The following is a 12,410-nucleotide window of genomic DNA, read 5'->3' as shown; positions in this document are numbered from 1 at the left end:
CACCAGTCACAAGGGGGCGAGGGCTCGACTCCTCGTCGATACGGTTTTCCTGCGCGCTCGGAGCCTGCCGCGGCGCGCCCGATCATTCGAGAGGCAACATGGCTAGCTATTCTACCAACGAATTCAAGGGCGGTCTGAAAGTCATGCTGGACGGCGACCCCTGTGCGATCGTCGAGAACGAATTCGTCAAGCCGGGCAAGGGCCAGGCGTTCAACCGCGTGAAGCTGCGCAACCTGATCACCGGCCGCGTGTGGGAACGTACCTTCAAGTCGGGCGAATCTCTCGAAGGCGCCGATGTGGTGGACCTCGAGATGGAGTATCTCTACAACGACGGCGACATGTGGTACTTCATGAAGACCGACGGCTCCTTCGAGCAGTATGCGGTGGAAAAGAAGGCCCTGGGCGACACCGCCAAGTGGCTCAAGGAGCAGGTGGCCTACACCGTGACGCTGTGGAACGACAACGCCATCAGCGTGACGCCGCCCAACTTCATCGAGCTGGAAGTGGTCGAGACCGATCCGGGCCTGAAGGGCGACACCGCACAGGGCGGCTCCAAGCCGGCCACGCTCTCCTCCGGTGCCGTGGTGCGGGTGCCGCTGTTCATCAACCAGGGCGAAGTACTGAAAGTCGATACTAGGTCCGGTGAGTACGTCTCCCGCGCTTGAGGTGCGGCCCTTCCTGCGCTCGCTCATACGGCGTTGAATCCCGAGACGGCTTGCTCATTTAGCGCTGCTAAACTCCGCTGCCTTACTCGGGATTCGCCTAGTCTGAGCATCGCTCGGAGAGGGCGCTAGGGCGGCTTTGCGGTTAGCGGCATAGGGGGCAGGTCGTAGAGAGGGTCTTTTGCCAGGGATGGCAAAAGTAGCGTACAGGGATGTATTCACAGCGCCCTCTCGTAGACCTGTCGCCGGCAAAGCCGCGGTGTTGGCTTCTGCCGATGAATCACCATTGAGGGCCACGCTGATTCGGCGTGGCTTTCGTCGCTCTGGAGGGATATGTCATGACAATTGACTGGCGCCCCACGGCAAGTATCGAGACGCTGCGCGAGCGGGCGCGGCTGCTGGCCGCGGTGCGGGCATTCTTTGCCGAGCGCGGTGTGCTGGAGGTGGAAACCCCGGTGCTGGGCCACGGTGGCAGTACGGATGTACACCTGGCCTCGCTGTCGCTCGAGGCGTCTACACCGGCGGGGCGCGAGCGGCTCTGGTTGCAGACCTCGCCCGAATTCCATATGAAGCGCCTGCTGGCGGCCGGCAGCGGGCCGATCTTCCAGCTGGCACGCAGCTTCCGCGACGGCGAAGTGGGCCGCCGCCACAACCTCGAATTCACCATGCTGGAGTGGTATCGCCCGGGCTTTTCTCTTGACGAGCTGATCGAGGAGACGCATGCGCTGGTCAGTGCGGTGCTGGGTCGCGATCCGGTGCCGGTGCGCCGGTGGCGCTACCGCGAACTGTTTCGCGAAACGTTGGGGCTCGACCCTTTTGCCGTCGAGCTTGGCACGCTGCGCCGGATAGCCGGCGAGCGCGGCGGGCTCGAGATGCAGGAAGCACCGCGCGACGACTGCCTCGACCTGCTGATGAGTCTGGTCATCGAACCGACACTCGGTCGCCAAGGGCTCGAGGTAGTGACGGACTACCCGGCAAGCCAGGCGGCCCTGGCGCGGCGTCACCGCGACCCCGAGGATGGGGAATGGGTGGCGTCGCGCTTCGAGGTCTACCTCGAGGGGTTGGAGCTTGCCAACGGCTACGACGAGCTCACCGATGCTGCCGAGCAGCGGGATCGCTTCGCCGAGGACAATGCCGCCCGGGGTCGGTTGGGGCTGCCCGAGGTGAACGTCGACCGACGCCTGCTGGCGGCACTCGAGCACGGCTTGCCAGCGGGCAGCGGTGTGGCGCTGGGCATCGACCGGCTGATTCAGCTCGCTCTCGGCAAGCAAAGTGTGGCAGAGGTGATGGCCTTTGCCGCGCCCCACTGTTAACAAGTGCGGCACGATTCGTTCTCTGTTGATGAGCGGTTTCCGGGCGCCGCCTAGACGAACTCGGGGCCGGGGTCGGGCACCCCACCCAGCGATTGCCCCATGGAAACCTTGCCCTTGGGGACCAGTCGGCTATCGAAATCAACCCTGCCGGCAAAGGCCATCACCACCGTGGAACCGAGCTTGAAGCGGCCCATTTCCTCGCCGCGCTCGAGATGGATCGGGCGGTCGAAGCGAACCCGCTGCACCTGGCCCGAGAGCGGTGTGATCTGGCCGGCCCATACCGTCTCGATGGCCGCCACGATCATCGCCCCCACCAGCACCACGACCATGGGCCCGTACTCGGTATCGAAGTGACATACCAGGCGTTCGTTGCGGGCGAACAGGTTGGGCACATGGTCGGTGGTGGCGGCGTTGACCGAGAACAGTCGCCCCGGTACGTAGACCATTTCGGTCAGGGTACCGGACAGCGGCATGTGCACGCGATGGTAGTCCTTGGGCGAAAGATAGACGTTGGCGTAGCTGCCGCCGGTGTAGCGCCTGGCCGCTTCCACATCGCCGCCCAGCAGGTCGACCACCGAGAAACGATGCCCCTTGGCCTGCAGCAGGCGGTCCGCCTCGATGGGGCCGAACTGGGAGATGTTGCCATCGGCGGGAGAGAGCAGGCCCTTGCCCAGGGGGCGCGCATCCGGCTTCAGTGAGCGGGTGAAGAAGTCGTTGAAAGTGGCGTAGGCCGCGGGGTCGGGCTCGGTGGCCTCGCGCATGTCGACCTCAAAGACCTTGATGAAGGCGCGGATCAGCGCGTTCTTTAGCCAGGTGGCGCGACATTCGGCCAGAAACCCCACCAGCCGCGACAGCAGGTGGTGGGGAATCGGGTACTGGATCAGGGCAAAGAACTTGGCGAGAGACAAGATAAGGGTTCCGTAGCGTCTTGGTTGATTGGGTTATTTCTCGATCGGCGTATCGTCGCGGTTGCCCCACTCCTTCCAGGAGCCGGCGTAGCCGCGAATGTTCTCGAAGCCCAGCGCCTTGCCCACCAGCCAGGTGAAGCCGCTGCGGTGGTGGCTCTGGCAGTGAGTGACCACTTCCATGTCCGGCGTGAGCCCCAGCGCCTCGAGTTCGGTGACGAGCTCGGCGTAGTCGCGAATGCGCAGGGCGCGTTCCCGGTCCATGGCCTCGGTCCACTCCATGTTGACCGCGCCGGGGATGTGCCCGAGCCGCTGGTTCTCGCCTTTTTCGCCGCGGTACTCCGCCGGCGAGCGGGCGTCCCACACGGCAAAGCCCTTCTCGGCCAGGCGTTCCTGCAGCTCGGCCCGGTCGATGGCAACCTCGGGGCGGAGGATCTCGGCCTCGTAGTCGCTTGGCCTGGGCTCGGCTGGTTCCTGCGAAACCGGTTGGCCGGCCTGGCGCCAGGCGTGTATGCCGCCGTTGAGATAGGAGTAGCGGGTATGACCGATAAGCTCCAGAGTCCACAATAACCGCCCGGCCCAACCGCCGCCCTCGTCATCGTAGGCCACCACGTGCGTGTCCCGGGTCAGCCCGAGGGAGGAAAATAGCTGGGACAGTGCCGCCAGGCCCGGCACTTCGTTGGGGACTTCGCCCTCACCGCGCATCAGGCGGCGAAAGTCGAGAAAGACCGCGCCGGGCACATGTCCCTCGTTATAGCTATCGGCCTTGAGCGGCACGTCGACGATCAACAGTTGAGGATCGTCCAGGTGTTCGGCGAGCTGCTCGGGTTCGACGATCAGCGGAAGCAGGTTCTCTTCGGAACTCATGTCGCTCTCCTTATCCTCTATCGCAATGCTGGCCTGATCAGGTCTCGTTGAGACTATCGACGATATGACGGTAGCTGGCAAAACGCTGGGGATGAATATTACCGTGTTCCACGGCCTCGAGAAGGGCACATCCGGGTTCGTGCCGATGACGACAGTCACGGAAGCGACAGCGGCCGAGGAGGTCACGAAACTCGATGAAACCCTCCGCGACTTGCAGCTCGTCGAGGTGGGTGAGACCAAACTCGCGGATGCCGGGCGAATCGATCAGCTCGGCATCGTCGGCCATCGGCAGCCGGTAGAGGCGTGCCGTGGTGGTGGTGTGGGTGCCCTTTCGCGAATCCTTCGACAGCGCGCCGATACGCAGTTCCTCGTCCGGCAGCAGGCGGTCGATCAGCGACGACTTGCCGACTCCGCTCTGGCCGACGAATACCGAGGTGCGCCCGGTCAGTCGTTCGAGCAGTGCATCGAGCCCCGCTTCGCGGGCGGTTGTGGTGGTGACTACCGGATAGCCCAGTGCCTCGTAGCGTGACAGGAGGACGCCAAGGTCGCCCCCATCCGCCGGCAGCAGGTCGATCTTGTTGAGCACCAGCACCGGGGCGATGCCGGTGGCTTCGGCGGCCACCAGGTAGCGATCGATGAGGTTGGGGTGAGGGGCCGGCTCGACGGCGAACACGATCAGGATCTGGTCGATGTTGGCCGCCACCGGCTTGAGCTGACCGCGGGGGTCGGGGCGCTCCAGCACGTTCTCGCGCTCGCTGCGGGCCACTACGACGCCTTCCACGGCGTTGCCCATGGCGTCGTAGGTGGCGCGCCAGATGACCCGGTCGCCCGTCACCAGGGCTTCCAGATTGGCACGCAGGTGACAGCGAACCGTCTCCATGCCGCCATCGCCCAGCACATCCAGGGTTCGGCCGAAATGAGCGATCACCCGGCCGTGCCGCTCGGGGCCGTACTCGCCGGCAGCAAGCTTTTGCGAATCCTGGGCGTCGCGCTGCTCGGCCCGCCGTGCGCGCTCGGCCTGTATCTTCTCGATCCGCCAGCGTTGCTGGCGGCTCAGCTTGCGTTTGCTCATGGGCGTCCGAAGATCGTTACAATAGCGGCATTGTACCCAGCGTGGCCCGGCCTGTCCCGCCGTGCCTGCCCGAGAGGAGTTCCACCATGACCAAGACACCCGAGCCGCGCCAGGACCTGCTGGTGTGGATCGACCTCGAGATGACCGGGCTCGAGCCCGAGCGTGAGCGCATCATCGAGGTAGCCACCCTGATCACCGACAACGATCTCAACCTCATCGCCGAGGGGCCGGTAATCGCCGTGCACCAACCCGATAGCCTGCTCGCCGCCATGGACGACTGGAACCAGAAGACCCATGGCGAGTCGGGGCTGGTCGAGAGGGTCAAGCAGAGCCGCATCGAAACCGCCGAAGCCGAGCGACAGACCCTCGAATTCCTGAAGCGATACGTGGCCCCTGGCGTATCGCCCATGTGCGGCAACAGTGTGCATCAGGACCGGCGTTTCCTCGAGCGCGAAATGCCCGAGCTGCTGGCTTTCTTCCACTACCGCAATCTGGATGTTTCCACCCTCAAGGAACTGGCCAAGCGTTGGAACCCGGGAGCGCTGGCCGGTTTCAGCAAGCGCAATACCCACCAGGCGCTGGACGACATTCGCGAGTCGCTGGCGGAATTGGCGCACTACCGCAATACCTTCCTGCGGCTGGCGGGCAGCGAGCGCGACGAAGAGGAGTAGGTAGCAAGACCGGCGGCCAACTGACGCGCTGAGTCGGAGCTGTCATGCGAGCGATTTAGCCGGGACGCCGATGCGAGCGAGCCGAGTCGCGCAAATCGACAGGGATGTCGATTTAGGGCTAGCAAGAGGGACCTTGTTCTAGCCCGGCGCGTCGCTCGGCTCGCGAAGCGTCGGGGTTTCGTCACGGCGCAAGCGAGCCTACAGCTCCGACGTACCCTAGCCCTGAGAGGCAATCAGCCTGCCACGCTTCTCCCGCTGCCGCTCGAGCGCCCAGCGCACGTGCTCGCGGACCAGGTCGGAGGGGTAGGCGAGGCGGGCGCGCAGGGCCGCTTCGACGACCTCGCTCCAGGGCGCGTTGCCCAGCCCTATCGCCAGGTTTCGCAGCCAGCGCTCATAGCCGATGCGTCGGATCGGACTGCCGGCGGTCTTGTCGAGGAACTCCTCCTCGCCCCAGCCGAACAGCGACACCAGGCTGGCGCGGTCGAGATCGTGGCGCGGCGCGAAATCATCCTCTTCCGTGGCGCGGGCGAAGCGGGTGAAGGGACAGACCAGCTGGCAGTCATCGCAGCCGAACACGCGGTTGCCCATGGCCTCGCGGTAGCGCTCGGGAACGCTGCCGAACAGCTCGATGGTGAGATAGGAGATGCAGGCGCGGGCATCCACCACCTTGTCCTCGACGATGGCGCCGGTAGGACAGGCGGTGCGACACGCACTGCAGCTGCCGCAGTGTTCGCTCTCGAAGGGCGGGTCGACGGGCAGCGGCAGATCGACGTAGAGTTCGCCGAGGAAGAACAGCGAGCCGGCGCGGGGGTTGAGCAGCATGGCGTTCTTGCCCACCCAGCCGAGTCCGGCCTTGCGCGCTAGCGCGCGCTCCATGACCGGGGCCGAATCGACAAAGGCGCGATAGCCGAAGGGACCGACGCGCTCCTCGATCCATTTGGCCAGGGTCGCCAGGCGCTTGCGCATCAACTTGTGGTAGTCGCGGCCCACCGCATAACGTGAGACGTAGGCGGTATCGGGCTGGCCCAGGACCTTGGCACTCTCCACTTCGGCGGGAAGGTAATCCAGACGTACGCTGATCACGCGCAAGGTACCGGGGAGGAGTTCCTCGGGGCGCGTGCGCTTGCTGCCGTGCTTGGCCATGAAGCCCATCTCGCCGTGGTGGCCCGCTTCCAGCCAGCGCTGTAAATGGCGCTCGTCCTCCTCGAGGTCGACGTCCGCGACGCCTACCTGCTGGAAGCCGAGCTCACGCCCCCAGGTCTTGATGGTGGTGGCCAGTTCGTCCAGCGCATTATCGTCCAGGGAGGCAGAGAGGGTCATGATCGAGAAAAAACCGGGCAAAAACACAGCGGGGGGATTGGCTTGAGCGTCGCGGCGCTTACACTCGCCATGATAAAGCAATGCTGGCAGGGAGACACGGGATGTCCGGCAATCGTTGTGAACTACCACAAGTCGTGCTGCGCCCACTCTATCGGGCCAACCAGGTCCGTGAGCTCGACCGACGGACCATCGCCGGCGGGATCGAAGGCTTCGCCCTGATGCAGCGGGCCGCCACGGCAGCCTGGCAGAGCCTCAAGGGGCGATGGCCCGGGATCAAGCGGATCAGCGTACTGTGCGGGGGCGGTAACAACGGGGGAGATGGTCATGTGCTGTCGGCGTTGGCGGCTGTAGCAGGCATTGAAGTCCAGCGCATTGCTCTGAAAATGCCGGAGGCGCTCGAAGGCGATGCCGCCCGTGCCGCCGAGATGGCTACGGCGGCGGGCGTCGGCCTGGAGCCCTGGCACGCGGAAACCGTTTTCCATGGCGAGGTGATCGTCGATGCCCTGCTCGGCACCGGCCTCGGTGGTGAGGTGCGCGGCGACTTCCGCGACGCCATCGAGGCGATCAATGCGAGCGGCCTGCCGGTGCTGGCCATCGACATCCCTTCCGGGCTTGCCGCTGATACCGGCGCTGAACTCGGCGTGGCGGTGCGTGCCACGCGTACCGTCACCTTCATAGGCGACAAGATCGGCCTGCACACCGGACGTGCCCCGGCGCTGGCCGGCGAGGTACATTTCCGTGCCCTGGGCGTCGACGCAAGAAGCCACGCGGATCTGGCGCCGGCTGCAGCACTGCTCGACAAGACCCTGCTGGCGGCGTGGCTGCCGCCGCGCGCGCGCAATGCCCACAAGGGCGATATGGGCCACGTGCTGGTGCTGGGAGGGGCGCCGGGCTTCGGCGGCGCGGCACTGCTTGCCAGCGAGGCGACGGCTCGCTTGGGGGCCGGCAAGATCAGCCTGGCCACGGCGCCGGAACACGTCACGGCCTGCCTGACCTATCGGCCCGAGGTGATGGTGCATGGCCTGCGTGGCGCCGCTGAGCTGGGCGACTTGCCCCGCAAGGCCGATGTCCTGGTGGTCGGGCCCGGGCTGGGCCAGGGCGCCTGGGGGCAGGGTATGCTGCAGGCGGCATTGGCCGTCTCCAAGCCGCTCGTCGTTGATGCCGATGGCCTCAATCTCCTGGCCTCTCGTTTCACCGATCAGCGCCGGGACGATTGGATTCTCACGCCGCATCCGGGCGAGGCGGGTCGCCTGCTGGGCTGCAGTGCGGCAGAGGTGGAGGCCGACAGGCCCGCAGCGGCACGTGAGCTGCAGCGGCGTCGGGGCGGTGTAGTGGTGCTCAAGGGCGCCGGTAGCCTGGTCATGGGGCCGGCCGGCATGGCGGTGTGTCCCTACGGCAATCCGGGCATGGCCTCGGGGGGCATGGGCGACGTGCTCTCCGGCATACTCGGTGCGCTGCTGGCCCAGGGCCTGCCACTCGAAACGGCAGCCAGGCTCGGCGTCATGGTACACGCCATGGCCGCCGACATGGCCGTCAGCGACGCGGGCGAGCGTGGTCTGCTGGCTGCCGATCTGGCATGCTATGCGCGAGTCATCGTCAACCCTGGGTTCGAGCCGGGGTTCCAATCGTTGGTGGGAGGGGCATGATGCGCGTAAGACTCGCTGACGAGCAGCGCCAGGTGGACTTCGGGCAGTGCCTGGGCAAGGCCCTGAAGGGACGTGGTCATGTCTACCTTGACGGCGAGCTTGGCGCGGGCAAGACCACCCTGACCCGAGGCCTTCTGCGCGCCTATGGGCACGCCGGGGCGGTGAAGAGTCCCACCTATACGCTGGTCGAACCCTACGAGCTGGAAAGCGGCAGGATCTACCACTTCGACTTATACCGTCTTGGCGACCCCGAGGAGCTCGAGTTCATCGGTGGGCGCGACCTCTTCGCCGACGACGCCCTGTGTATCGTTGAATGGCCGAGTCTTGGCGAAGGCTGGCTGCCGACGCCGGACCTGGCGATCGCCCTGACACTATGTGAAAGTGGCCGAACGGCACGGCTCGAGGCTCGCAGCGAGCACGGCCGCTCGGTACTCGAAGCGTTGGCGCTGGACGCCACCCTTGCCGATATGATCAGCGACGGAGAGCGTAAGACGCCGTGAAGTGTGCTCGATACCTGCCCAGTAACCATGACGAGGTGCGAGCCGCCTGTTGCCGCCTCCTGTTGGCCCTGATGTTGATGACGACGCTGGTCGCGCCCGTTCGGGCGGCCCAGGTTGACAACATCCGCCTGTGGGCGGCGCCGGACCATGCGCGCCTGGTATTCGACCTCTCCGACCATGCCGAGGCCAAGGTCTTCACGCTGGACGACCCGCAGCGCCTGGTGATCGATCTCGACCAGAGCGGACTCGATACCGACCTGGCGAGCCTGGAGCTGGAGGGTAGCGCCATCACGGCGGTGCGTAGCGGGGTGCGCGACGGCGGAGGGCTGCGGGTCGTGCTGGAGCTTTCGCGCGAGGTGGAGCCGCGCCACTTCACGTTGCCTCCCAACGAGCAGTATGGTCACCGCCTGGTGGTCGACATGGAGTATCCCGGCGAGAGCGCGGTGCAGAATCCCATCGATCCCATCGAGGCGATGATTCGCGAACAGGAGATCGCAGCCAATCGGCATCGCGGCGAGGCGGATGGCGAAGCCCCTCGCGTCGACCCCGAGGTGGTGGCCCAGCAGCCGGCAGCACCGCACCCTCGTCGCGACATCATTATTGCCATCGACGCCGGCCATGGCGGCGAGGATCCGGGCGCCATCGGCCCCAGCGGCACGCGGGAGAAGGACGTCGTGATGGACATCAGTCGACGCCTGCAGCGCCTGGTCGACGATACCGAAGGGTTTCGCGCCGTGATGATCCGCGATGGTGACTACTACGTCGGGCTGCGGCAGCGAACCCGGATCGCGCGGGAGCAGAAGGCCGACTTCTTCGTCTCCATCCATGCCGATGCCTTCAACAGCCCACGCCCCAGCGGCAGCTCCGTCTATGCGCTGTCACAGCGCGGTGCCACGTCGGAAACCGCCCAGTGGCTGGCGGCCAGCGAGAACGAAGCCGACCTGATCGGCGGCGTGGACGGCAATCTTTCGCTCAATGACAAGGATGAGGTGCTGCGCGGCGTGCTGCTCGACCTGACCATGACCGCCACGCTGAACGACTCCCTGGCCATCGGCGGTCAGGTTCTCGATCAGTTGGGGCGCGTCAATCGCCTGCACAAGCCGCGTGTCGAACAGGCCGGATTCATGGTGCTGAAGTCGCCCGACATTCCTTCGCTGCTGATCGAAACCGGTTTCATCTCCAACCCGGACGAGGAGCGTCGCCTGCGCGACTCGGGGCATCAGCAGCGCATGGCCGAATCCATCTTTGCCGGGTTGCGGGCGCACTTCAACAGCAACCCGCCGCCGGCCAGCCTGTTGGCCTGGCAGCGAGACAATCAGCGCACGCCCTCAGGCAACGAATACCGTATCCAGCCGGGCGATACCCTGTCGCAGATTGCGGCGCGCCATGGCGTGCCGGTGGCACAGCTCAAGCAGGCCAACGAACTCAACGGCGACGTGATCCGCGTCGGACAGGTCCTACGGATTCCCCGCTCATGACGGTAGTCGACGAAACCCACCGCATCCGGGTCCTCGACCCCAGGCTCGCCAACCAGATTGCCGCCGGCGAGGTGGTGGAGCGGCCGGCCTCGGTCGTCAAGGAACTCGTCGAGAACGCCATCGATGCCGGTAGCACTCGCATCGAGGTAGAGCTCGAGGCTGGCGGCGCGCGAATGATCCGCGTACGCGACGACGGCTGCGGTATCGGAGAGGCCGACCTGCCGCTGGCCCTGTCGCGCCATGCCACCAGCAAGATCGCTTCGTTGGAGGATCTCGAAGGGGTGGCGAGTCTCGGCTTTCGTGGCGAGGCGCTGGCTTCGATCAGCTCGGTTTCGCGCCTCGAGCTCGTCGCCAATGCCGAAGACGACCCGCGCAGCGGCTGGCGGGTGGTGGCGGAAGGGCGTCAGATGGAGCCTCGCGTCACGCCGGCACCTCATCCCCGCGGTACCTCGGTGACGGTACGCGACCTGTTCTTCAACACCCCGGCACGCCGCAAGTTCCTGCGTACCGAGAAGACCGAATACGGTCACGTGGAAGAGGCCTTCCGCCGCCTGGCGCTGTCGCGCTTCGACATCACCTGGGTCCTGCGGCACAACCAGAAGACTATCCACCAGCTGCCGTCGGGCGACGATGCCGCACGGCGCGAGCGACGCATTGCCGCGCTACTGGGCAAGGGCTTCCTCGACAATGCCTTGCATCTCGACCTGGCGGCCGGCAGCTTGCGCCTGTGGGGCTGGGTCGGCTTGCCCACCCATTCACGCGCCCAGGCCGACCAGCAGTACTTCTTCGTCAATGGCCGGGTCGTGCGCGACCGGCTGGTGGCGCATGCCATCCGCCAGGCCTACCGCGACGTGCTGTTCCATGGCCGCCATCCGGTCTTCGTCCTCTATCTGGAGGTCGACCCCACGGTAGTTGACGTCAACGTGCACCCGACAAAGCACGAAGTCCGCTTCCGCGATGGCCGTCTGGTACACGACTTCCTGTTTTCCAGCCTGCATCGCGCACTGGCCGAAGCGCGCCCGGCCGAGCGTGAATCGTACCAAGACGATGCGCCCGAACCCGGTGCGGCTGACAATGCAATCCGCGAGCCCGCGGCGCGCTGGCAACAGCAGCCCATGCGGCTGCACGAGACGCCCGACGGCGCGAAGCAGGTGACGGCCGATCGTGTGCGCGCCTTCATGAGCGGTTATCGCGCGCTTCACCCCCAACACGAGGCGCACCTGCTCACGCCGCAGCCCACCGATGGTGATGACGCCACCTTGCCAGCAACGACTGCAACGGCGACAGGCGAACCGGAGGGGGCGTCGGCAACTGCCAGGCCCCTAACCCTATCCGGTCAGGGGGGAGCCGAGCGTGAACAGGGCTTGCCGGACCATGAAGATGGCAGTGGCATTCCACCGCTGGGTTTCGCCATTGCCCAGCTGCACGGCGTCTACATCCTGTCGCAGACGGCGCAGGGCATGATCATCGTCGATATGCACGCCGCTCACGAGCGTATCGTTTACGAGCGCATGAAGACTCAGGTCCACGGTGGGGCGCTGGAGGCGCAGCCGTTGCTGGTGCCGGTGTCGATGGCGGCGAGCCACGCCGAAGTGGCCACTGCCGAAGCCGAGCGGGCGGCGTTCAGCCGTTTGGGTGTCGAACTCGACGTGGCCGGGCCGGAGACGCTGCTGGTGCGTCAGGTACCGACGCTGCTGGCCGATGCCGACGTCGAGCCGCTGATTCGCGACATGCTGGGCGATCTCGAACGCTACGGTCGCTCCGATCGCCTCGAGGCTCGCATCAACGAACTGCTGGCCACCATGGCCTGCCACGGCAGTGTACGAGCCAACCGACGCCTGACCACGGCCGAGATGAACGCCCTGCTACGCGACATGGAGCGCACCGAGCGAAGCGGGCAGTGCAATCACGGCCGCCCCACCTGGACCGAGATGTCGCTCAAGCAGCTCGATCGCCTGTTCCTGCGTGGGCAGTAA

At 65.9% G+C, this 12,410-nt stretch carries 11 protein-coding genes; 7 read left to right on the top strand and 4 right to left on the bottom strand.

Features of this window, described 5'->3' with window-relative positions; all coding sequences use genetic code 11:
- Nucleotides 1-98: 98 nt before the first annotated feature.
- Both efp and epmA read left to right on the top strand, forming a co-directional pair.
- Nucleotides 99-665: an elongation factor P gene (gene efp, locus ACOJCM_RS13475; RefSeq protein WP_111413823.1), complete on the top strand. Its 567-nt coding sequence runs from the start codon at nucleotides 99-101 to the stop codon at nucleotides 663-665.
- Between the two features lie 335 nt (nucleotides 666-1,000).
- Nucleotides 1,001-1,975 (top strand): EF-P lysine aminoacylase EpmA, encoded by a 975-nt coding sequence (gene epmA, locus ACOJCM_RS13470; RefSeq protein ID WP_445212574.1) that lies wholly within the window; start codon nucleotides 1,001-1,003, stop codon nucleotides 1,973-1,975.
- 50 nt (nucleotides 1,976-2,025) lie between these two features.
- Here epmA and asd read toward each other — a convergent pair whose 3' ends face one another.
- Genes asd through rsgA form a run of 3 tightly spaced genes read right to left on the bottom strand, consistent with a single transcriptional unit; the run spans nucleotide 2,026 to nucleotide 4,819 of the window.
- Nucleotides 2,026-2,883, bottom strand: a complete 858-nt coding sequence (gene asd / locus ACOJCM_RS13465) for an archaetidylserine decarboxylase (RefSeq protein ID WP_445212573.1) — start codon at nucleotides 2,881-2,883, stop codon at nucleotides 2,026-2,028.
- A 33-nt stretch (nucleotides 2,884-2,916) separates the two neighbouring features.
- Nucleotides 2,917-3,747, bottom strand: a complete 831-nt coding sequence (locus ACOJCM_RS13460; RefSeq protein WP_445212572.1) for a sulfurtransferase — start codon at nucleotides 3,745-3,747, stop codon at nucleotides 2,917-2,919.
- A 37-nt stretch (nucleotides 3,748-3,784) separates the two neighbouring features.
- Entirely contained in the window at nucleotides 3,785-4,819 is a 1,035-nt protein-coding gene (gene rsgA, locus ACOJCM_RS13455) for a small ribosomal subunit biogenesis GTPase RsgA (RefSeq protein WP_445212571.1), read from the bottom strand.
- A gap of 86 nt (nucleotides 4,820-4,905) precedes the next feature.
- On the opposite strand from rsgA, the gene orn reads away from it, so the two are divergent.
- Complete coding sequence (gene orn, locus ACOJCM_RS13450) at nucleotides 4,906-5,490, top strand: oligoribonuclease (RefSeq protein WP_445212570.1); 585 nt, start codon at nucleotides 4,906-4,908, stop codon at nucleotides 5,488-5,490.
- A gap of 216 nt (nucleotides 5,491-5,706) precedes the next feature.
- Here the strand turns inward: orn and queG are convergent, their stop codons facing one another.
- A complete protein-coding gene (gene queG, locus ACOJCM_RS13445; protein WP_445212569.1) occupies nucleotides 5,707-6,810 on the bottom strand; it encodes a tRNA epoxyqueuosine(34) reductase QueG in 1,104 nt (367 codons plus the stop codon).
- Between the two features lie 101 nt (nucleotides 6,811-6,911).
- Here queG and ACOJCM_RS13440 point away from each other — a divergent pair, with 101 nt between their 5' ends.
- The 4 genes from ACOJCM_RS13440 to mutL all read left to right on the top strand — a co-directional run bounded on the left by ACOJCM_RS13440 (nucleotide 6,912) and on the right by mutL (nucleotide 12,410).
- Nucleotides 6,912-8,456, top strand: coding sequence for an NAD(P)H-hydrate dehydratase (locus ACOJCM_RS13440; RefSeq protein ID WP_445212568.1), 1,545 nt, complete (start codon nucleotides 6,912-6,914; stop codon nucleotides 8,454-8,456).
- On the top strand, nucleotides 8,456-8,956 hold the full coding sequence (tsaE, locus tag ACOJCM_RS13435; protein WP_445212567.1) for a tRNA (adenosine(37)-N6)-threonylcarbamoyltransferase complex ATPase subunit type 1 TsaE: 501 nt from the start codon (nucleotides 8,456-8,458) through the stop codon (nucleotides 8,954-8,956). Before ACOJCM_RS13440 ends, tsaE begins: the two co-directional genes overlap by 1 nt.
- Nucleotides 8,957-9,027: 71 nt before the next feature.
- Nucleotides 9,028-10,434 carry an N-acetylmuramoyl-L-alanine amidase gene (locus ACOJCM_RS13430; RefSeq protein WP_445212791.1) on the top strand — a complete coding sequence of 469 codons (1,407 nt, stop codon included), beginning with the start codon at nucleotides 9,028-9,030 and terminating at the stop codon, nucleotides 10,432-10,434.
- On the top strand, nucleotides 10,431-12,410 hold the full coding sequence (mutL, locus tag ACOJCM_RS13425; protein ID WP_445212566.1) for a DNA mismatch repair endonuclease MutL: 1,980 nt from the start codon (nucleotides 10,431-10,433) through the stop codon (nucleotides 12,408-12,410). The genes ACOJCM_RS13430 and mutL overlap by 4 nt, the downstream gene beginning before the upstream one ends.

The sequence above is a fragment of the Billgrantia hypersalina genome (assembly GCF_052584175.1).
The sequence above is the reverse complement of the archived record's forward strand: the minus strand, read 5'-3'. Positions and strand labels throughout refer to the sequence as shown.

Bases quoted from the DNA above. Each gene is read 5' to 3' on its own strand.
- ACOJCM_RS13460 (WP_445212572.1), bottom strand. From the start codon at position 3,747: ATGAGTTCCGAAGAGAACCTGCTTCCGCTGATCGTCGAACCCGAGCAG.
- rsgA (WP_445212571.1), bottom strand. From the start codon at position 4,819: ATGAGCAAACGCAAGCTGAGCCGCCAGCAACGCTGGCGGATCGAGAAG.
- mutL (WP_445212566.1), top strand. From the start codon at position 10,431: ATGACGGTAGTCGACGAAACCCACCGCATCCGGGTCCTCGACCCCAGG.
- epmA (WP_445212574.1), top strand. From the start codon at position 1,001: ATGACAATTGACTGGCGCCCCACGGCAAGTATCGAGACGCTGCGCGAG.
- tsaE (WP_445212567.1), top strand. From the start codon at position 8,456: ATGCGCGTAAGACTCGCTGACGAGCAGCGCCAGGTGGACTTCGGGCAG.
- ACOJCM_RS13440 (WP_445212568.1), top strand. From the start codon at position 6,912: ATGTCCGGCAATCGTTGTGAACTACCACAAGTCGTGCTGCGCCCACTC.
- orn (WP_445212570.1), top strand. From the start codon at position 4,906: ATGACCAAGACACCCGAGCCGCGCCAGGACCTGCTGGTGTGGATCGAC.
- efp (WP_111413823.1), top strand. From the start codon at position 99: ATGGCTAGCTATTCTACCAACGAATTCAAGGGCGGTCTGAAAGTCATG.
- queG (WP_445212569.1), bottom strand. From the start codon at position 6,810: ATGACCCTCTCTGCCTCCCTGGACGATAATGCGCTGGACGAACTGGCC.
- ACOJCM_RS13430 (WP_445212791.1), top strand. From the start codon at position 9,028: ATGTTGATGACGACGCTGGTCGCGCCCGTTCGGGCGGCCCAGGTTGAC.